This window comes from Nocardioides sp., from assembly GCF_047607185.1.
Classification (GTDB): domain Bacteria; phylum Actinomycetota; class Actinomycetes; order Propionibacteriales; family Nocardioidaceae; genus Nocardioides.
Window position 1 is genome coordinate 1 of the sequence record NZ_JASGDQ010000055.1, and the last position, 19,700, is coordinate 19,700.

Below are 19,700 nucleotides of genomic sequence, written 5' to 3' on the forward strand. Positions count from 1 at the left end.
CAGCGTGCGTCATGGCAAGGCGGAGGAGGGAGCCATGCCGGAGGCATGGCGACCGACGACAACGCAGCCAGGGCGTGCGATGGGCGGCGCGGAGCCGGCGCCTCCGAGTTCTCAAACGCGCTCTCAGACCGTCCTGACCTTCTCGCCCGAATCAGCCGACCGTGTGTGGCGCAGTTCTCGCTGCACGCGCGTGTACTCCTCGCGGGTGAGCAGACCCTCCTTGCGGGCATCGCGCGCTGCCTCCAAGAGACGGCTTCGCTCGATTCGACCTCGGCAATCAAGGAGCGCCTCGGCGACGGTCATCGCTCGCAGCCCCTGATAGTGAGTCAGTTGGGGCTGAGTGCCGGACAGCGTGGTGACCTCAACGAAGGCGGGCATCTTCGCGCGAGTGCGTCGGGGCGCGACGACCCGGACACGGCGTGGGTTCACGTCAGCGAGGCCGAACAGCGCCAGAACCGAATCTCCTCGCAGGTACGAGCCGTCGCCAGCACGCAGGAGTGCTTCAGCGAACTGATCGAACGGTGTGGCTGGCGCGTCGGGAACGCGGTAGATGCCGTAGGCGACGCTGACGAGTGCGCCCCGTGCAGCCAACTTCCGCAACTCCACCGGGGGCACACCTGCTTCGGCTGCATCCTTGGTCGTGACGTAGCCGTACTCCCCGAGCGCGATCTCGCGCACCAGGTCCCGGTACTTGCCATCGACAGCCATGGCACAACCGTACCAAAAACGGTACGGTTTCGCCACCCCGATGACGGCATTCTGGGCCGACCCAGAGCGGTGACGCTTTGTTGCAGGAAACGCGCACGCAGCGGATCTAGCGACACCCCAAACCCCGTCTGACCCGTGAAAACGTGCCTTGATGTTTGTTGCAGAGAACCTGCACCTTGGGCTCGGAGCCTCACAATCGAGCCTCTGTACCAGGGGTACTGCTGGTCGAGCATCATCCCGACCAACAGCGCGAACGGGTCGTCGGTCAGCAGCCGGTCGGCGGCCTCGTTGCCGGCGATGTGGATGGCCATGCCGCCATCCTGGCCCAGCGCCGGTCTCGGGTCAGCCGTCGGCCTTGACCGCCAGCACCGGACAGTGGGCATCGAGCAGCACCCGCTGGGCGTTGCTGCCGAGGATCAGCTTGCCGACCGGGGAGCGGCGGCGTAGCCCGATCACCAGGAGCTCGGCGGCGTTGGCCTCGGCGATGCTGATGAGGTCGTCGGCGGGGTCGAAGCCGCGCACGAGTTGGCGGATGGCGTAGGGCACCCCGATGGCGTCCAGCTTGCTCCGGACCTCGCTCAGGCTGGTCTCGACCTCGCCGGCGGCGGCCTCGTCGTAGCCGGGGCCGCCGCGCTCCGAATGGACCACCACCAGCTTCAGGCCGCGCAGCTGGGCCTCCTGGACCGCTCTGTCGAGGGCGGCTTCGCCCTCGGGCTTGGCGACGTAGCCGACCACTACCGATGCCATGTTCACTCTCCTTCTCGAAGCGAGTGTGACTCAGATTACACATGGTTGCCTGTGGACGAGCGCCGGTGTGTCGCGGCGATCTGGGGCAGGCTGGCGCCATGAGGCCTGCCAGCGGACGAGCGCCGTGGATCACCGAGGCGGGCCTGGTCGCGCCACTGTCGGTGCCGTTGAAGCGCGCGCTGCGCCGTGCGGTGGTCGACCATGCCCGGGGCGAGCGCCGCCGCGGTCACCTACCGCTGCTTCACCTCGGCACACCGGGCGACCAGGAGGTCGTCCACCCGATCCGTCCCGGGGAGGCCGGCGACCACGCGCTGCGCGCCGATGTCGTGGCGGCGATGCTGGGTCGGCTCATCCCGGCGACCTGGCCGCTGGTGTGGCTGACCCGGCCCGGGGAGCTCGACCTGCAGGACGTGGACGCCCAGTGGCTGGCGGCGGCCCGGCAGGCGTACGGCGAGTCGGGCGTGCCCCTGGTCTTCGTAGTCGTCAACCGGCACGGCTGGCGCGATCCGCGCAGCGGCCTGTCGCTGAGCTGGTCGCGGTTCCGGCCGCCGCCGGCGCTGTCCCCGTAGCCGCGGCCTCAGGCCGGGATCCCCGCGGGGAACATCTCGTCCCAGTCGTCGCGTGGCGGCGTCGCGCTGCAGAGCATGTCGGAGACCAGGTGGGCCAGACCGTTGTCCGGCTCGGCCGCCAGCGCGCGGTCGACCGCGCACCAGGCGAAGGCGCCGTCGCCGTGCATCCAGGCGACGAAGCCGAGCACCGCGGCGGCGCTGCCGAGGTGGCTCTCCGGGGCGCGGGTGACCAGGTCGGTCCAGAGCCGGACGTGCCGCGCCGCCTCGTGCCGGCTGATGCCGAACCAGGCGTGATGCCGCAGCGCGGCGCTGCCGACGGCACGCAGCATCGCGGCCGCCTCCTCGTCGCAGGGCAACGTCTCGGCACCCAGATGGGCCTCGATCAGGTCGCGCAGCTCGGGACCGGCCAGCGGCACCGCGGACTCGATCAGTGCGAGCGGCACCGGGCTCGGGGATGGCTCCAGCCGGGCCGCCAGCGCGGCCCGGGACGGCTCGGTGACCAGGCCGCCGAAGGCCGCCCGGGCGCGGAAGGGATGGGCGCTGACGTCATAGGGCACCCCGTGGGCGGGGACACCACGACGGCCCAGTGGGCAGTAGTAGCGACCCCCCGCTGCGTGCAGGACCTCGAGCACCTCGATGTCGGCCGCCTCGAAGCGGCGGCGCAGGGCCCGGGCGATGCGCTGGGCCACCAGGTCGGAGCCGTCGTAGATCACGAAGACGGCTGTCGCGACGGCGTGGGCCAGGGCCGGGTCGAGCAGCCCGGAGACGCAGTCCTCGACGTCGGCCGGCTCCGGCAGGTCCATCCGGGCGTGGAAGGAGTGCCGGCCACCGAAGGTCAGCATCACCACGGACTGCTCCGGCTCGAATCCCAGGATGACCGGCGCCACGGCGAGGATGTCCTCGGGGGTGCGGGCTTTGAAGGTAAGTGTCATGTCCGATCACCTGCCCGGCGTACCCCTGGCTCACACCGAGGCTCCCGCACCCTCTGGATAACGCTGCTCGGCGCCCCGCCTGTGGACGGTAATTGGCATGTCGTGTGACCGGTGGGGCAGGAGTGTCGACGCCTGCGGATAGGTTCGGGTCCGTGCGCCCGCACGCCTGTGTCCTCCACCTCGACCTCGACGCGTTCTATGCCTCCGTCGAGCAGCGCGACAAGCCCTCGCTGCGCGGCAAGCCGGTGGTGGTCGGCGGCATCGGCGGCCGCGGCGTGGTGTCGACGGCGAGCTACGAGGCGAGGAGATACGGCGTCCGCTCGGCGATGCCGACCCGGGAGGCGCGGGCCCGCTGCCCCCACGCGGCCTTCCTCTACCCGCGCTTCGGCGCCTACCGCGAGACCAGCGAGCGGGTGATGGCGCTGCTGCGCGGCGTCTCCCCGCTGGTGGAGCCGCTCAGCCTGGACGAGGCGTTCGTGGACCTGGCGGCCGCCGGTCTGCCCTCGCTGGAGACCGATGCCCTCACCGGCCTCGCCCGCGAGCTGCGCGAGCGGGTCCGGGAGGTGACCGGCGGGCTGACGGCCAGCGTGGGGCTGGCGACCAGCAAGTTCGTGGCGAAGGTCGCCAGCGACCTGGACAAGCCCGACGGCCTGGTCGTGGTGGCGCCGGGCACCGAGCTCGACCTGCTCCGGCCGATGCAGGTCCGGGTCATCCCCGGCGTCGGCCCGGCGACCGGCGAGCGGCTGCGCCGGGCGGGCATCCACACCGTGGCGGACCTGGAGGTGGTCAGCCTGGAGGAGTTGGTGCGGCTGGTGGGCAAGGCGCACGGTGGCTGGCTCTACCACCTGGCCCGGGCCGAGGACGACCGGCCGGTGGTGGCCGAGCAGGAGACCAAGTCGGTCAGTGTGGAGAGCACCTACGACACCGACCTGACCGATCGGGTGCTGATGGAGAGCCTGGTGATCCGGCAGGCGCGTGAGGTCGCCGACCGGCTGCGCAAGCACGGTCTCTCGGGCCGCACCGTCACCCTCAAGGTGCGGCTGCACGACTTCACGACGATCAGCCGCTCCAGCACCCGGCCCGCCCCCACCGACCACGCCGGGACCATCGCTCGGCTGGCTCGCTCGCTGCTGGGAGAGCTGACGGAGAGCGGGCAGACGGCCGGCGGCGTCCGGCTGCTCGGCGTCGGCGTCTCCGGCCTGGCCGACTGGGTCCAGGAGGACCTGTTCGGCGAGGGGTACGACGAGCTGCCCGAGGAGGCACCGGAGGTGGAGGTGCCGCTGCGCCAGCGGCCGGCGTGGGCACCGGGCCTGGACGTCGTCCATGCTGAGTACGGCGCCGGCTGGGTGTGGGGCTCGGGCAAGGGCGTGGTGACGGTCCGCTTCGAGACCGCCGAGACCGGGCCCGGCCCGGTGCGCTCCTTCTCGGTCGACGACCCGCTGCTCAGCCCGTTGTCGTGAATCTGATCGGCTCCCCCGGCCTGGCCTGGGCGCACCGCCACAGGTCGGCCTCCTCGACGACGGCGATCACCGGGTAGCCGCCGGTGGGCGGGTGGTCGGCGAGGAAGACGATCGGCTGTCCGCTCGGCGGCACCTGCACCGCACCGAGCACCATGCCCTCGCTGGCCAGCTCGCCCTCGCGCGAGCGCGGCAGCGGCGGCCCGGCCAGCCGCAGGCCGATCCGGTCCGAGGCGGGCTCCACCCGCCAGGTGGTGGCGGTCAGCCGGTCGAGCGCCGCCGGCGCGAACCAGTCCGCCCGGGGGCCGGGGTGGAGCCGCAGCTCGCCGGGGCGACGTACCGGTGGGGTGTCGAGCGGCCGCGGCTCGGTCGCGCCGCCGAGCGGCAGCCGGTCTCCCGGCGCGACCCGCGGCGGGCCGACCCAGGCGAGGGTGTCGGTGGCGCGCGACCCGAGCACGGGCGGCACCGCGATGCCGCCGGAGACCGCCACATAGCTGCGGACTCCGATCGCCGGCGGGTCGAGCGTCACCACCGCCCCGGCCGGCACCCACTCGGGTCGCTGGACACCCCGCGCCCGGCCCGCGACGCGCACCGGCGCCGGGGCGCCGGTGACGGCGATCCACAGCCCGGTCCCGGCACGGAAGGAGAGTCCGCCCAGCGTCACCTCCAGCACCGCCGCGTCGGGGTGGTTGCCGACCAGCCGGTTGGCCAGGGCGGCGGCCGGGGCGTCGAGAGCGCCGGCCCGCGGCACGCCGAGGTGGGCCAGGCCGCGTCGGCCCCGGTCCTGGACGGTGGTGAGCACACCGGTGCTCAGCACGGCGAGCGTCACCGGTCGTTCCCGGAGCCGGCCACGAACCTCACCCGGGTGCCCGGTGCCAGCAGCGCCGGCTGTGACCTGGCCGGGTCCCAGAGCCGGGCTGCCGCCGACGCGGGCAGCCTGCCGAGCAGCAGCCAGCCGCCCGGCGAGGGGCTGGGGTAGACGCCGCACCACTCGCCGGCCAGTGCCACCGAGCCGGCCGGCACCCGCGACCTCGGCGAGTCCAGCCGCGGCACCCGCCAGCCGGCAGGCAGCCCCGTCAGATAGGCGAAGCCGGGCGCGAAGCCGCAGAACGCCGAGGTGAAGCTCACCGAGGTGTGCCGGGCGACCACCTCCTCGACCGAGCAGGACCACAGCTCGGCCACCCGGGCCAGGTCCGGGCCGTCGTACGTCGTCGGGAGCTCGACCAGCTCGCCCTCGGCGACCTCGATGGCGGCCGACCAGCCGGCGAGCAGCGCCTCGGCCTCGGCCGGGTCGACGCCGTCGAGCAGCACCGTCCGTGCCGCCGGCACGATCTCCTCGGCGGCCAGCCGGTCCCTCGCCCAGGTCGCCAGCGCCGCCGCCTCGCGGGCGTCGGCCACCTCGACCAGGAGGGCACGAGGCCCGAGCGGACGCAACTGCACGGCAGAAGTCTCCCAGGGTGACCTCACCGTGACCTGGGGCACCACGAATTCTTCACAACCCGGCGCGCTCAGAAGGGGGCCAGGGTCCAGCCGGCCGCCTCGAGCGCCGTCCGGACCTCCCGGGCGTGCCCGACCGCGCCCGGGGTGTCGCCGTGCAGGCACAGCGACCGCACCGAGACCGCCAGCGTCAGCGCGTTGGCGACGATCTCCCCCGAGGCGGTGATCAGCGCGCCCGGCTGGTCCCGCGGCCGGAGCCGGTCGCCGTCGTAGGCCCGGTCCGGGAAGCCCTCCAGGATCACGGCGCGGCCCGCCGCCGCGGCCTGGTCGAGCAGCTTCCCCGTCATGCCCAGCACCGGCAGGTCGCCGGAGCCCGCCAGCACGGCAGCGGCCTGGTCCGGGTCGCGCCGAGTGCGGTGGTAGAGAGCGCCGTGCGGCTTCACGTAGCGGACCGTCGTACCTTCCCCGGCGGCGATGGCGGACAGCGTGCCGACCTGGTCGACGATCTGCTCGCGCAGCACCTCGGCAGGCACGTCGAGCTCGACCCGGCCGAAGCCGGCGCGGTCGGCATAGGAGACCTGGGCGCCGATCGCCACGCCCCGCGCGAGCGCCTCGGCGCAGACCGCGCGCATGATCGCGGCCGACCCCGCGTGGTAGCCACAGGCCACATTGGCCGACGTCACCACCGCGAGCAGTGCGGCGTCGTCGGTGATCTCCTCGCCCAGGTCGGCGTTGAGGTCCACCACGCTCGTCACACCACCGAGGATAGGGTCGCGGCCATGCAGCCGCCCGTCGCCAAGCAGGTTCCCGTCACCTCGGTCCACCACGGCCGGACCCGGGTCGACGACTACGAGTGGCTGCGCGCCAAGGACGACCCCGAGGTGATCGCCTACCTGGAGGCGGAGAACGCCTACACCACCGAGCGCACCGCGCACCTTGCCGACCTGCGGCAGGCCATCTTCGAGGAGATCAAGGCCCGCACCCTGGAGACCGACCTCTCGGTGCCCACCCGCAACCGCGGCTACTGGTACTACGGCCGCTCCTTCGAGGGCAAGGAGTACGGCGCCTCCTGCCGGGTCCCCGTCGCCGACCCCACCGACTGGACCCCGCCGACGCCCGCCGACGTGGCGCCGGAGTCGCCCGCGCTGCCCGGCGAGGAGGTGCTGCTCGACCTCGACGCGCTCGCCCAGGGACACGACTTCTTCTCCCTCGGCGGGTCGAGCGTCTCCCCCGACACCACCAGGCTGGCCTATGCCGTGGACGTGGTCGGCGACGAGCGCTACACGATTCGGGTCAAGGACCTGACCACCGGCGACCTGCTCGACGACGTCATCGAGGGCGTCCTGGGCGGCGCCACCTGGGACCGTGCCGGGACCAGCTTCTACTACTCCACCGTCGACGACTCCTGGCGGCCGGACAAGGTCTGGCGCCACCTGCTGGGCACCGCCCAGACCGACGACGAGCTGATCTTCCACGAGTCCGACGAGCGGTTCTGGACCGGCGTGGGCCGCAGCCGCTCCGACCGGTTCTTGATGATCGAGTCCGGCGCGAAGGTCACCACCGAGTACCGCTACCTCGACCTCGACGACCCGGAGGCCGGCTGGCAGGTCTTCGCGCCACGCGAGGAGGGGGTGGAGTACAACCTCGAGCACGCGGTCCTCGGCGGCGAGGACGTCTTCCTGGTCCACCACAACGCCACCGGCGCCGACTTCGAGATCGGCGTCGCGCCCGTCGCGCCCACCCCGAAGGAGGGCTGGCGGCCGCTGATCGGCCACGACCCCGCCGTACGGCTGGAGGGGGTCGACGCCTTCGCCACCCATCTCGTGGTGCACCAGCGCTCCCGCGGCCTCACCCAGCTGCGCATCCTCGACCTGGGGCCGGACGGCGTCACCGACGACTACCTGGTCAAGTTCGACGACGAGCTCTACACCATCGGCGCCGGCGGCAACCCCGCCTTCGACCAGCCGACGGTGCGACTGGGCTACACCACGCTGCGCACGCCGAGCTCGGTCTACGACTACGACGTCGCGACCCGCTCGCTGTCGCTGCGCAAGCGACAGCCGGTGCTGGGCGGCTATGACCCCGACGCCTACGAGGAGCACCGGCTCTGGGCGGTCGCCGACGACGGCGAGCGGGTGCCGATCTCGCTGGTGGTGCGCAAGGACGCCCGCGCTGGTGGTGCGGTGCCGGTCCACCTCTACGGCTACGGCTCCTACGAGCACTCCATCGACCCGGGCTTCTCGGTGGCCCGGCTCTCCGTGCTCGACCGCGGCGGCGCGTTCGCGGTCGCGCACGTGCGTGGCGGCGGCGAGCTGGGCAGGAGGTGGTACGACGACGGCAAGCTGATGCACAAGCGCAACACGTTCACCGACTTCGTCGCGGTCGCCCGGCACCTGCGCGAGACCGGCTGGGCGTCACGGGTGGTGGCCGAGGGCGGCAGCGCCGGCGGCCTGCTGATGGGCGCCGTCGCCAACCTCGCGCCGGAGCTGTTCGACGGCATCGACGCGGCGGTGCCCTTCGTCGACAACCTCACCACCATGCTCGACGCCTCGCTGCCGCTGACGGTGGTGGAGTACGACGAGTGGGGCAACCCGGAGGCCGATCCGGAGGTCTACGACTACCTGGCGTCGTACGCGCCCTATGACAACGTCACCGACCACCCCTATCCGCCGATCCTGGCCGAGACCAGCCTCAACGACACCCGGGTGCTCTACGTCGAGCCGGCCAAGTGGGTGGCGCGGCTGCGGTCCGTGGCCGGCGCGGACGTGCTGCTCAAGACCGAGATGAGCGCCGGCCATGGTGGCGTCTCGGGTCGCTACCAGGCCTGGCACGACCGGGCGTTCTCGCTGGCCTGGATCCTGGATCGGCTCGGTCTCGCCTCGTGACTGTCGGGTAACCCCCTGAGAAGACCCTGAGTTTTCCCGATCTAGGCAACTCCTGGGAGCCCCCGGACGTCATGGGTGGTGAGAGCGCAACGGGGTACGTACCCAGGGAATCCTGGGCCGGCCCCAGGCGTTGACACTCTGCAGGCGATCCCTGCACGTGAAGGAGGGTCCCCATGGCAACACTGACGAAGACTCGCGAGATCGAGGGCCGTGACAGCGTCGGCCTCTACCTCGACGAGATCGCGCGCAACAACCTGCTGGATGCCGCCGCCGAGGTGGAGCTGTCCAAGGCCATCGAGGCCGGGCTGATGGCCGAGCACCTGCTGGCCCGAGGGATCCACGGCAGCAAGGCGCCCGGCAAGGCCACCAAGGAGGAGCTGGAGTGGCTCGCCGAGGAGGGCCGCAAGGCGGTCGACGCCTTCATCACCGCCAACCTGCGACTCGTGGTGTCGATCGCGCGGAAGTACGGCCGTGCCCAGATGCCGATGCTCGACCTGATCCAGGAGGGCAACACCGGCCTGATCCGGGCGGTCGAGAAGTTCGACTACACCAGGGGCTACAAGTTCTCGACCTACGCCACCTGGTGGGTGCGTCAGGCGATCACCCGCGGCATCGCCCAGCAGGCCCGAGTGGTGCGGCTCCCGGTCCACGTCGTCGAGGAGCTCAACCAGGTCGGCGGCGCCCGCCGCAACCTGGAGCGGCAGCTGGGGCGCGACCCGGAGCCGGAGGAGATCGCCGCCGAGCTCGGCATGGACGTCGACCGGGTGCTCGACCTGATGGCCTGGGGCCGTGAGCACGTCAGCCTCGACTCCCCCGTCGACGACGACGGCGACACCTCGCTCGGCGACCTGATGGCTCAGGAGACCGCGCCCGGTCCCGACGACACGGTGCTCGACGAGGAGTCCCGCGAGCGGCTCGACGCCCTGGTCGGCCAGCTCGACGACCGCGCCGCCGACATCATCCGGTCGCGCTACGGCCTGCTCGACGGCCGCCAGCACAAGCTCGCCGACATCGGCGTCAAGCACGGCATCTCCGCCGAGCGGGTCCGCCAGCTCGAGCGCGAGGCCCTACAGAAGCTCCGCCGCCTCGGCGACCCCGATCTGGCGGCCTGACGGCGCGCGTCAGCCGCCAGATCCCCCGGTGATCCGATCGAAGACCTCCGCAACCCTCCTGCGGAGGTCTTCGATCGTTCCGGTGTTCTCGACGAGGTACGTCGCCACGGCCCGACGGTCCTCCCGGCTGGCCTGGGCGGCGATCCGGGCACGGGCCTGCTCGGGCGTCCAGCCGCGGTCGCTCACCATCCGGCCGAGCGCGGTCTCGTGCGGGGCGTCGACGACGATCACCGCGTCGAAGGTGTCCGCCTGGTCGGTCTCGACCAGCAGCGGGATGTCGTGGACGACGATCGCCTCGGGTCCGGCGGCCTCCTCCAGCTGCCGGCTCCGGGCGCGGACCAGCGGGTGGACGATCGCCTCCAGCGCCCGGCGCCGCTCCTCGTCGGCGAAGACGATGGCGCCGACCCGGGCGCGATCCATGGCGCCGTCCTCGGTGAGTACCTCCGGCCCGAACGCCTCGACGACGGCAGCCAGCCCCGGCGTGCCCGGCTCGACCACCTCGCGGGCCAGCCGGTCCGCGTCGATCACGACCGCACCCAGTTCGGCGAGCATCGCCGAGACCGTCGACTTGCCCGAGGCGATCCCGCCTGTCAGCCCCACCCGCATGTCGAGCACCCTAGCGATATGTCGAGCACCCTAGCGATCTAGCGCGACAGCGCCCTCAGCAGCCGGTCCAGCTCGGCACGGTCGGCGGCCGGCAGCGTCGCGAGGAAGCGCTCCGACTCGGCGCGGCGGGCCTCGTGGATGAGCTCGTGGACCCGTAGCCCCTCCGGCGTCGGCGCCACCTCGGTGGCACGCCGGTCGGTCGGGTCGGGGCGGCGGGCGACCAGGCCGCGGGCCTCCAACCCGTCGATCACCTCGGTCGCCGAGCGGGGACTGATCCGCAGCTCGTCGGCGAGCGCCGAGGGGCGGATCGCAGGCCGCGTCGCGACGACCCGCAGCGCTCGGGCCTGACCGGGGGTGACGTCGTACCGCTCCATGGCGGCGGCGAACCGCTGTCGCAGCGACCGAGCCACCGCCATCAGCAGCTCGCCGGTCGTCTCCTCGATCGCCATGGAATAGATCCTAGGTCATCGTGCGTTAACCTCATAGTGTGGTTACCTCAGCATGTGGCGAGGTAGACCGCGTATCTTCTCGATGAAAGCGAGGTGGTCGTATGACAGACCTCAACAGCACCCCCCTTACCCTGGCTCCGGGGCGCGGTGACGAGTTCCGTGAGCGCTCCGCTCGCCGCGCCCCCGACTCCCGTGACAGCGACAGGCGTCAACTGGAGGCCACCCCGGTCTCGCTGCGCCGCATCGGCGCGCTGTTCGCGCCGCACAAGGCCACCCTTGCCGTGGTCGTCCTCCTCATCGTGGCCAGCTCCGTGGTCGGCCTGGCCCAGCCCTTCCTGGTGCGTCACGTCATCGACGTCGCGCTCCCCGACCGCGACGTGAGCCTGCTGGTCTGGTGCGTCGCCGGCATGGTCGGCGTGGCCGTCCTCGCCGCCGCGCTCGGCATCTTCCAGACGCTGCTGTCCACTCGGATCGGCCAGCAGGTCATGCACCGGCTGCGCAGCGACCTGTTCGCGCACCTGCAGCGGCAGAGCGTCGACTTCTTCACCCGCACCCGCGGCGGCGAGGTGCAGTCCCGGATGGTCAACGACATCGGCTCGATGCAGGGCGTGGTGACCAGCACCGCCACCAGCATCGCCGCCAACGTCACCGTCGTCATCGGCACCGTGGTCGCCATGCTGGCGCTGAACTGGAGGCTGGCGCTGATCTCGCTGGTGGTGCTGCCGCCGGCGGTGATCACCACCCGCCAGGTCGCCCGGCTGCGGTACGCCGTCACGGCGGCCCGGCAGCGCAAACTCGCCGACCTGCACGCCCAGGTCGAGGAGGGCCTCTCGGTCAGCGGCATCCTGCTGTCGAAGACGCTCGGCGCCGCACCGACGCTCTCCCGCCGGTTCGAGCAGACCTCTCACGACCTGGTCGGCCTGGAGATCCGCAGCCAGCTCGCCGGCCGGTGGCGGATGGCGACCATGCAGGTCGTCTTCGCCGCGGTGCCGGCGGCGCTCTACCTCGCCGCCGGCCTGCCGGTGACCCGCGGCGGCATGACGATCGGCACCCTGGTCGCCTTCGTGGCGCTGCAGGGCTCGTTGTTCCGGCCGCTGATGGGCCTGCTCAACGTCGGCGTCGACATCACCGCCTCGATGGCGCTGTTCAGCAGGATCTTCGAGTTCATGGACCTGCCGGTGGAGATCGACGATCCCGCCGTCCCGGTCCGTCTCGACCACGTCCGCGGCGAGGTGCGCTTCGACCACGTCGGCTTCGGCTACGACAAGGACCGACCGGTGCTGCACGACATCGACCTGACCGTCCCGGCCGGCACCAGCCTGGCGCTGGTGGGCGCGACCGGCTCGGGCAAGACCACGCTGGCCGGCCTGGTGGCCCGGCTGCACGACCCGGACACCGGCGGGGTGAGGCTGGACGGCGTCGATCTGCGTGACCTGACCCTGGCCGACCTGGCGAGCGCGGTGGGCGTGGTCACCCAGGAGACCTACCTGCTGCACGCCAGCGTCCGCGACAACCTGCGCCACGCCCGGCCCGACGCCTCCGACGCCGAGATCGAGGCGGCCGCGAGGGCCGCGCGGATCCACGACCTGATCGTGGGCCTGCCCGACGGCTACGACACCCTGGTCGGCTCGCGCGGCCACCGGTTCTCCGGTGGCGAGCAGCAGCGGCTGGCGATCGCCCGGACGCTGCTGCGGAACCCGCGGGTGCTGGTCCTCGACGAGGCGACCAGCGCGCTGGACAACACCACCGAGCGCGAGGTGCAGGCCGCGCTCGACGAGCTGGCCCGGGGCCGCACCACCATCACCATCGCGCACCGGCTCTCGACGGTCCGCGACGCCGACCAGATCGCCGTCCTCGACCACGGCCGGGTGGTCGAGCTCGGCAGCCACGAGGAGCTGCTGCTGGCCGGCGGCCGCTACGCCGACCTGGTGCGGGGCGGACTGGCGCAGACCGCAGCCGCCTAAGGCAACCTCATACGGTCTGGGTCACTCCTCGTCCAGGCCCCGCACGAACTCCCCGAAGCCGGGCGTGGTGAACCGGACCAGGCCGTGGCCGACCGGCTCGATGACGCCCTTGGCGATCAGCCGCTCGCGCGGCACGCTGATCGCCCGCGACTCCCGTCCCATCCGCCGTGCGATCTCGGCGCGGGTGACGTTGTCGCGCTCGCTCGCCGCCATCGCCACCAGGAACGCTCGCTCGAGCCGCGAGGCGGCGCCCCAGCGGGCCCGGTGCATCGCGGTCAGCTGGTCGCGGGCGGCGGGCAGGCCCGCGCGCACGTCGGCCATGCCGATGCTGGCGCCGGACTCCGGGCGAACCGCGTCCCAGGTGCTGCTGCCGATCAGCTGCAGCAGGTAGGGGTAGCCGCGGGCCTCGGCGACCACGGCGTCGAGCGCGTCGTCCTCCCAGGTCACCCCGACCGCCTCGGCCACGACCGTCAACACGGCGCGGGCGTCGACCTCGTTGAGCACGTCGAGGGCGACGAAGGAGCTGCGCTCCCCGAAGGTGGCCGCTCGGGTGAGAGCCTCCGGCGTCACCGGCAGCCCGGCGGTCACCACCGCGAGCGGGTTGTGCGCCCGGTCGCCGTCGAGGTTCTGCAGGGTGTTGAGAAGCACCGACATGTCGTCGGCCGAGGCCACGTGCAGCTCGTCGAGGAAGAGCAGCAGGCCGGCGCCGCCGCGGTCGCGGACGAGGCTCGCCGCGTCGTGCAGCAGCCCCTCCAGCGCGGCGATCGGCGCCTGTCCGATCGCCGGAGTCTCCGCCTCTCCGGCCGGCGGCGGCGTCGCCAGCTGGGCCTGCACCTTGGCACCGGGCACGCCGACCTCGAGGGTGATCCGCTCCAGGCGGCGGCGCCAGCGACCGCCGGAGCCTCCCCGGGGCAGCGCCTCCGCCTTCTCCAGCGCCGTCTGCACGGCGCGCACCAGCTCGGGCAGCACCGGCCGCTCCCGGGAGCAGGCCACCCACGCAGACACGAAGCCGAGCTCGCTCGCCCGGGCCTGGGCGGTGCGCAGCAGCGAGGTCTTGCCGATGCCCCGGGGTGCGTGGAAGACGAGCAGCGGTCCGCCGAGCTCGCCGTAGGTCACCACCCGGGCGAGCCGGTCCTCGATCCGGCGCAGCTCGGATGCCCTTCCGGCCAGCACCCGCGGCACCTGCCCGGGCGTGTAGGGGTTCGGCGCCATCGCCTGCCTCCCAAGGTCCGAGATGCATTCTTAGAGGTTGCGCCAGTAGGTCTCGCAACCTCTTATACTTCCGGGAAGTATAAAGGAGTATCCGGGCGGTCAGCGCACCCGCACGCAGTCAGTGGAGCGCTTGGCGATCCGGCCGGGCACGCCATCGCGAACCGCGACCAGCCGCACCCACAGGTGTCGCGCCGATGTCCGCAGCCTCGCTCGCGGCGCGGGCCGGCCGGTCTTGAGCGACGAGAACCGACCGGGTCTCGGCATCCGCCGGCAGGACTTCGCCGCCACCGCCAGCACGTCGTACGACGTCGCCCCGGCCACCGGTTTGCCGATCACCGTGACCACGTCGTGGCGGCGCGAGACGGCACGGACGCCCTTGACCGCGGCCAGCGCGGACGCGGCGACGAAGACCCGCGCCACCGCCGAGGTCAACGGCGAGGTCACGGTTCCCTTGGCGGCGCGGATCCGGAACCGGTGCTCGTGGCCGGGCCACAGCCCGGTCGCGGTCCACTGGGTGGTCGCGGGGCCGAAGGAGAAGGGGTAGCGACGCCAGTCCGCGTCGACGTCGGGATCGCGGGTCTCGAGCCACATCGCGGTGGCGCCGGGGACCGTCGTCCACCGCAGCCTGGCCTCGCCCGGCGCGCCGGCCGTGGCGGTGAGCGTGGCGGTGGCCCGCAGTCCGTTCTCGACCACGACGGTGCCGGCCGGGTCGCCGACCCCGATCGCGGAGAGCGCGTTCTCGACCGCCGCGGCGATCTTCACCTCGCCGGTCGCCGTCGGGTGCACCGGATCCCAGTTGTCGACGCCGTCCACGAAGGCGGGCACGTCGGTGGCCAGCACCCGCTCCGTGGGCGTGTCCAGTCCGGTCGCCATGGTCGCCAGGGCGGCATTGAGGTCGGTGACGCCGGCCAGCCAGGTGACCGGCTCGCGCGCCACGACGACGTCGAGGCCCGGCGCTGCGGCGCGGGCGAGGGCGATCTGCTCCTCGTAGGCGTCGATCACGCCGCTCACCGTGGCGTGCGCCGCCGTCAGGTCGTTGACGCCGATCATCGAGACCACCATGTCGGGCCGGAACTCCTCGACCAGGTCGCCGAGCCGGTCGACCGGTGCCGTCAGCGCCTGTCCCCACCGGGCGGCGTGGTCGGTGTCGAAGCCGGGGTCGACATAGGTCTGCTCGTCGGGCGCGCCCGCGGCGTCGGGAAAGTGGTGCAGGCCGTCGTAGGGCCCGACGAAGTCGAAGGAGACCCCCGAGTCGCGCAGGTGCCGGTCGAGCCGGTAGCGCCAGGTCCAGTCGCCGCTGGAGCCCTGCGTGATCGAGTCGCCGTAGAGCAGGATCCGGACCGGCTCGGCCGCTACTGTGACCGGCGTCAGCAGGGCCAGCAGCAGCCCGGTCAACACCACCAGCACCCGAACTGTCACGACCGCAGAGTAACGGCCGTCGGCTAAGGTGCGCGGGTGACCGCCGCCGTCGTAGCTCGGGACCTGCGCCGCACCTTCCGCACCAGGCAGAGGATCCTGCGACCGGTGCGCACGGAGGTCGAGGCGGTCCGCGGCGTCAGTCTCGAGATCGCTCCCGGGGAGCTGTTCGGCCTGCTCGGCCCCAACGGAGCCGGCAAGACCACCACGATCAAGATGCTCATCACCCTGCTGCTGCCGACCTCCGGCAGCGCCAGCGTGCTGGGCCACGACGTGGTGCGCGACGTCCGCGAGGTGCGCCGGCGCATCGGCTACGTCTTCGGCGGCGACCGCGGTCTCTACGACCGGCTCAGCGGCCTGGACAACCTGCGCTACTTCGCCGAGCTCTACGGCGTCCCGCCCCGCGAGCAGCGGACGCGCATCGGCGAGCTGCTGGAGCTGGTCGGCATGACCGGCCGGGAGCAGGAGAAGGTCGAGGGCTACTCCCGCGGCATGCGGCAGCGCCTCCACATCGCCCGCGGGCTGCTGCACGACCCCGACGTGATCTTCCTCGACGAGCCGTCGATCGGCATCGACCCGGTCGGCGCCCGCGAGCTGCGCGCCACCATCGCCGGCCTGCGCGAGCAGGGCAAGACGGTGCTGCTGACCACGCACTACATGTTCGAGGCCGACGAGCTCTGCGACCGGATCGCGGTGATCCGGGCCGGCCAGATCGTCGCCGAGGGCACCCCCGAGGAGCTCAAGGACCAGGTCAGCGGCGGGACGGTGCTGGAGATCGAGACGTACGGCGTCGCAGCCGGCGTCGTCGACAGCCTGCGCCGGCTGCCCGGCGTACGCGCGGTCGCCACCGAGGAGCGCGGCCACGTCCAGACGCTGGTGATCGGCTGCGAGCCACGCACCGACGTCACCCAGCAGGCGCTGGCCCTGCTCGACGGCGTCCGGCTCGGCCGGGTCGGTCACCGGGAGCCGACCCTGGAGGACGCCTACGTCGAGCTGGTGACCCGGTGAGCCGCCTGCGAGCGCGAGTCCACCAGCTCGCGGTCTGCTTCTGGCTGCAGCTCAAGATCCTGCTCTTCTCCCCCTTCGAGGGCTTCCTCGGGGTGGTCTTCCCGCTGATGTTCGCCACGGCGGCACTGCTGATCTACCGCGTCCAGGGCGACCCCGCCGCGATGCTCTACGCCGCGATCGGGGCCGCAGCGATGGGCATCTGGACCTCCCAGACGGTCAGTGCCAGCACGCTGATCCAGCGGGAGCGGTGGGCCGGCACGCTCGAGCTGGTCGTCGCGGCGCCCACCCGCTTCTCGCTGGTGCTGCTGCCGATCACGTTCGCGATGGCCGTGATCGGCCTCTACAGCGTGGTGGCCACGGTCCTGTGGGACTGGTGGGTCTTCGGCGTCGCCCTGGAGGTCGCCGACTGGCCCGGCTTCGTCGCCAGCATCGCGATGTCGGCCGTCACGATCGCGCTCTTCGGGTTCCTGCTCTCGGTGAGCGCGGTGCGCTACCGCACCTCCTGGGCGCTGGGCTCGACACTGGAGTACCCCGGCTGGCTGCTGTGCGGCTTCGTCGTGCCGCTGGATCTGCTGCCCACCGCGCTCCACCCGGTCTCGTGGCTGCTCGCGCCGACCTGGGCGGTCGAGGGGATGCGCGCGGCGGCCGCCGGCGAGAGTCCCTGGCCCGACCTCGCGGTCTGCGGAGCCGTCGGGCTGGGCTACGCCGCGCTCGCCGGCTGGCTCAGCGTGCGCCTCATCGACGGCGCCCGCCGCAACGCGACCCTTGCCCTGACATGAGGACCCTGACATGAGAGGGAGCGGAGCGCGGGTCTTCCTCGTCGGCGGCCTGATGAGCTATCGCGCGATGTTCGGCTGGATGAACCCCTGGATCTACGTTCCGGCGCTGCTGATCGCGCCGGTCTGCCAGATTCTGCTCTTCGCCTATATCGGCCGGGCCGCCGGCGTGGGGGACGACGAGTTCTACATCATCGGCAATGCCGTCAACAACGCCGCGATCCCGTGCCTGTTCGCGATGACCTTCACCATCGGCGGGGAGCGGCTCGCGCAGACCCTCGGGCTGGTGCTGACCAGCCCCGCCCGCCGGATCCCGCTGTTCCTCGGCCGGGCGCTGCCGGTGATCCTCAACGGCTGGTTCGTCGCGATGTTCTCGCTGGTCGCCGGCGTGCTGCTGCTGGACGCCTCGATCCCGGCCGACGCCTGGGTGCCGCTGACGCTGATCGTGGCGGTGGCGTCGCTGTCGGCGACCGGGCTCGGCCTGGTCATGGGCGCGGTCAACCTGGTCTACCGCGAGGGCGCGACCCTCGGCAACGTCGGCTTCCTGGCGCTGCTGGTCTTCACCGGCACCAACGTCGCGCTCGACGACCTGCCGGGATGGATGGCCGCGGTCGGCCGCTGCCTGCCGCTCTCCCACGCCATCGAGGCGTCCCGGGCCGTGGCCGGCGGGGCGCCGTGGCACGAGGTGTCCGGCCAGGTCGGCGCCGAGCTCGCGATCGGCGTCGCCTACACGATCGTCGGGCTCGCCGCGCTGCGGCTGCTGGAGCACCTCAGCCGCGCCGGGGCCACCCTCGACCGGATCTGACCCGGGAACGGCGAAGGGCGCCCACCCCGGGAGGGTGAGCGCCCTTCGGCGTTTGTCAGGCGCGGATCATCAGTTGGCGCCGGTCAGCTTCTCGCGGAGCGCCTGCAGCGCCTCGTCGGAGGCGAGCGAGCCGCTCGACTCGTTGCTCGAGGAGCTGTAGGACGTGGCCTCGCCGGCCTCGACCTCGGCCTGCTTGGCCTCGGCCTGCTGCTTGACGTGGGCCTCCCAGCGGGCGTGCGCCTTGGCGTACTGGTCCTCCCAGGCCGCGCGCTGGTCGTCGAAGCCCTCGAGCCACTCCCCGGTCTCCGGGTCGAAGCCCTCGGGGTAGATGTAGTTGCCCTGATCGTCGTAGGTCGCGGGCATACCGTAGAGCGTCGGGTCGAACTCCTCCACGTCGGTGGAGACCGAGGTCTCGTTGGCCTGCTTCAGCGACAGCGAGATCCGGCGACGCTCGAGGTCGATGTCGATGATCTTGACCATGACGTCGTCGTTGACCTGGACGACCTGCTCCGGGATCTCGACATGGCGCTCGGCCAGCTCGGAGATGTGGACCAGGCCCTCGATGCCCTCCTCGACGCGGACGAACGAGCCGAACGGCACCAGCTTGGTGACCTTGCCCGGGACGATCTGACCGATCTGGTGGGTGCGGGCGAAGTGCTGCCAGGGGTCCTCCTGGGTCGCCTTCAGCGACAGCGAGACCCGCTCGCGGTCCATGTCGACGTCGAGCACCTCGACGGTGACCTCGTCACCGACGGCGACGACCTCGGAGGGGTGGTCGATGTGCTTCCAGGACAGCTCCGAGACGTGAACGAGGCCGTCGACGCCGCCGAGGTCCACGAACGCACCGAAGTTGACGATCGAGGAGACGACGCCCTTGCGGATCTGGCCCTTCTGGAGCTGGGTCAGGAAGCCGTGGCGAACCTCGGACTGGGTCTGCTCGAGCCAGGCACGGCGGGACAGGACCACGTTGTTGCGGTTCTTGTCCAGCTCGATGATCTTGGCCTCGAGGGTCTGGCCGACGTAGGGCTGCAGGTCGCGGACGCGACGCATCTCCACCAGCGAGGCCGGCAGGAAGCCACGCAGGCCGATGTCGAGGATGAGGCCGCCCTTGACGACCTCGATGACGGTGCCCTCGACGACGCCGTCCTCCTCCTTGACCTTCTCGACGGTGCCCCAGGCGCGCTCGTACTGAGCGCGCTTCTTGGACAGGATCAGCCGGCCCTCCTTGTCCTCCTTCTGGAGGACGAGCGCCTCGACGTGGTCGCCCACGGAGACGACCTCGCTGGGGTCGACGTCGTGCTTGATGGACAGCTCGCGCGAGGGGATGACGCCCTCGGTCTTGTAGCCGATGTCGAGCAGGACCTCGTCGCGGTCGACCTTGACGATGGTGCCCTCGACCAGGTCTCCGTCGTTGAAGTACTTGATGGTCGAGTCGATCGCGGCGAGGAAGTCCTCTTCGGACCCGATGTCGTTGACCGCCACCTGGGGCGCGTCGTAGTCCGAGAGAGCAGAGAGAATGGTCATGGAGTAGTAGGAACCTTGGTCTGTTTGATGGATTGATGTGCGGGCCTGCGCGACGGCGACATCCGCGGATGTGCACACCTCTGGCACGCAGTC

At 72.0% G+C, this 19,700-nt stretch carries 19 protein-coding genes; 8 read left to right on the forward strand and 11 right to left on the reverse strand.

Annotated features, from left to right (window positions below):
* Positions 1–123: 123 nt before the first annotated feature.
* Together QM595_RS05435 and QM595_RS05440 are read right to left on the reverse strand one after the other, a co-directional pair.
* Positions 124–708 carry a type IV toxin-antitoxin system AbiEi family antitoxin domain-containing protein gene (locus QM595_RS05435; RefSeq protein ID WP_415170513.1) on the reverse strand — a complete coding sequence of 195 codons (585 nt, stop codon included), beginning with the start codon at positions 706–708 and terminating at the stop codon, positions 124–126.
* A gap of 342 nt (positions 709–1,050) precedes the next feature.
* Positions 1,051–1,455 carry a universal stress protein gene (locus QM595_RS05440; protein ID WP_415170514.1) on the reverse strand — a complete coding sequence of 135 codons (405 nt, stop codon included), beginning with the start codon at positions 1,453–1,455 and terminating at the stop codon, positions 1,051–1,053.
* A gap of 98 nt (positions 1,456–1,553) precedes the next feature.
* Here QM595_RS05440 and QM595_RS05445 point away from each other — a divergent pair, with 98 nt between their 5' ends.
* Positions 1,554–2,024, forward strand: coding sequence for a hypothetical protein (locus QM595_RS05445; RefSeq protein ID WP_415170515.1), 471 nt, complete (start codon positions 1,554–1,556; stop codon positions 2,022–2,024).
* An 8-nt stretch (positions 2,025–2,032) separates the two neighbouring features.
* Here the strand turns inward: QM595_RS05445 and QM595_RS05450 are convergent, their stop codons facing one another.
* Entirely contained in the window at positions 2,033–2,956 is a 924-nt protein-coding gene (locus QM595_RS05450; RefSeq protein ID WP_415170516.1) for a DUF4192 domain-containing protein, read from the reverse strand.
* A 152-nt stretch (positions 2,957–3,108) separates the two neighbouring features.
* Between QM595_RS05450 and QM595_RS05455 the strand changes: the two genes are divergently transcribed.
* Positions 3,109–4,416, forward strand: a complete 1,308-nt coding sequence (locus QM595_RS05455) for a DNA polymerase IV (RefSeq protein ID WP_415170517.1) — start codon at positions 3,109–3,111, stop codon at positions 4,414–4,416.
* Here the strand turns inward: QM595_RS05455 and QM595_RS05460 are convergent.
* The 3 genes from QM595_RS05460 to QM595_RS05470 form a co-directional block, all read right to left on the reverse strand.
* Positions 4,400–5,242 carry a biotin-dependent carboxyltransferase family protein gene (locus QM595_RS05460; protein ID WP_415170518.1) on the reverse strand — a complete coding sequence of 281 codons (843 nt, stop codon included), beginning with the start codon at positions 5,240–5,242 and terminating at the stop codon, positions 4,400–4,402. The genes QM595_RS05455 and QM595_RS05460 overlap by 17 nt on opposite strands.
* Positions 5,239–5,853 (reverse strand): 5-oxoprolinase subunit B family protein, encoded by a 615-nt coding sequence (locus QM595_RS05465; protein WP_415170519.1) that lies wholly within the window; start codon positions 5,851–5,853, stop codon positions 5,239–5,241. The genes QM595_RS05460 and QM595_RS05465 overlap by 4 nt, the downstream gene beginning before the upstream one ends.
* A 68-nt stretch (positions 5,854–5,921) precedes the next feature.
* The gene (locus QM595_RS05470) at positions 5,922–6,605 is read right to left on the reverse strand and encodes a LamB/YcsF family protein (protein ID WP_415170520.1); all 684 of its coding nucleotides are present in this window, start codon (positions 6,603–6,605) and stop codon (positions 5,922–5,924) included.
* 24 nt (positions 6,606–6,629) lie between these two features.
* Here QM595_RS05470 and QM595_RS05475 point away from each other — a divergent pair, with 24 nt between their 5' ends.
* On the forward strand, positions 6,630–8,735 hold the full coding sequence (locus tag QM595_RS05475) for a S9 family peptidase (protein WP_415170521.1): 2,106 nt from the start codon (positions 6,630–6,632) through the stop codon (positions 8,733–8,735).
* A 173-nt stretch (positions 8,736–8,908) separates the two neighbouring features.
* Positions 8,909–9,847, forward strand: coding sequence for an RNA polymerase sigma factor RpoD/SigA (locus QM595_RS05480; RefSeq protein ID WP_415170522.1), 939 nt, complete (start codon positions 8,909–8,911; stop codon positions 9,845–9,847).
* Positions 9,848–9,856: 9 nt separating this feature from the next.
* Here the strand turns inward: QM595_RS05480 and coaE are convergent, their stop codons facing one another.
* Positions 9,857–10,453, reverse strand: coding sequence for a dephospho-CoA kinase (gene coaE, locus QM595_RS05485; RefSeq protein ID WP_415170523.1), 597 nt, complete (start codon positions 10,451–10,453; stop codon positions 9,857–9,859).
* A gap of 38 nt (positions 10,454–10,491) precedes the next feature.
* Positions 10,492–10,902 (reverse strand): MarR family winged helix-turn-helix transcriptional regulator, encoded by a 411-nt coding sequence (locus QM595_RS05490; RefSeq protein ID WP_415170524.1) that lies wholly within the window; start codon positions 10,900–10,902, stop codon positions 10,492–10,494.
* 101 nt (positions 10,903–11,003) lie between these two features.
* Here QM595_RS05490 and QM595_RS05495 point away from each other — a divergent pair, with 101 nt between their 5' ends.
* Positions 11,004–12,866, forward strand: a complete 1,863-nt coding sequence (locus tag QM595_RS05495) for an ABC transporter ATP-binding protein (protein WP_415170525.1) — start codon at positions 11,004–11,006, stop codon at positions 12,864–12,866.
* 21 nt (positions 12,867–12,887) lie between these two features.
* On the opposite strand, the gene QM595_RS05500 is transcribed toward QM595_RS05495, so the two are convergent.
* Together QM595_RS05500 and QM595_RS05505 are read right to left on the reverse strand one after the other, a co-directional pair.
* Positions 12,888–14,078 carry an ATP-binding protein gene (locus tag QM595_RS05500; RefSeq protein WP_415170526.1) on the reverse strand — a complete coding sequence of 397 codons (1,191 nt, stop codon included), beginning with the start codon at positions 14,076–14,078 and terminating at the stop codon, positions 12,888–12,890.
* A 99-nt stretch (positions 14,079–14,177) separates the two neighbouring features.
* Positions 14,178–15,497: an SGNH/GDSL hydrolase family protein gene (locus tag QM595_RS05505; protein ID WP_415170527.1), complete on the reverse strand. Its 1,320-nt coding sequence runs from the start codon at positions 15,495–15,497 to the stop codon at positions 14,178–14,180.
* A 36-nt stretch (positions 15,498–15,533) separates the two neighbouring features.
* On the opposite strand from QM595_RS05505, the gene QM595_RS05510 reads away from it, so the two are divergent.
* From QM595_RS05510 to QM595_RS05520, 3 genes are read left to right on the forward strand one after another with little or no spacing between them, the layout of a single operon-like run.
* Positions 15,534–16,502, forward strand: coding sequence for an ATP-binding cassette domain-containing protein (locus QM595_RS05510; RefSeq protein WP_415170528.1), 969 nt, complete (start codon positions 15,534–15,536; stop codon positions 16,500–16,502).
* On the forward strand, positions 16,499–17,281 hold the full coding sequence (locus tag QM595_RS05515) for an ABC transporter permease (RefSeq protein ID WP_415170529.1): 783 nt from the start codon (positions 16,499–16,501) through the stop codon (positions 17,279–17,281). Before QM595_RS05510 ends, QM595_RS05515 begins: the two co-directional genes overlap by 4 nt.
* A 10-nt stretch (positions 17,282–17,291) precedes the next feature.
* Positions 17,292–18,083: an ABC transporter permease gene (locus tag QM595_RS05520; protein ID WP_415170530.1), complete on the forward strand. Its 792-nt coding sequence runs from the start codon at positions 17,292–17,294 to the stop codon at positions 18,081–18,083.
* Between the two features lie 69 nt (positions 18,084–18,152).
* On the opposite strand, the gene rpsA is transcribed toward QM595_RS05520, so the two are convergent.
* Positions 18,153–19,607, reverse strand: a complete 1,455-nt coding sequence (gene rpsA, locus QM595_RS05525) for a 30S ribosomal protein S1 (protein ID WP_415170531.1) — start codon at positions 19,605–19,607, stop codon at positions 18,153–18,155.
* Between the last annotated feature and the right edge of the window lie 93 nt (positions 19,608–19,700).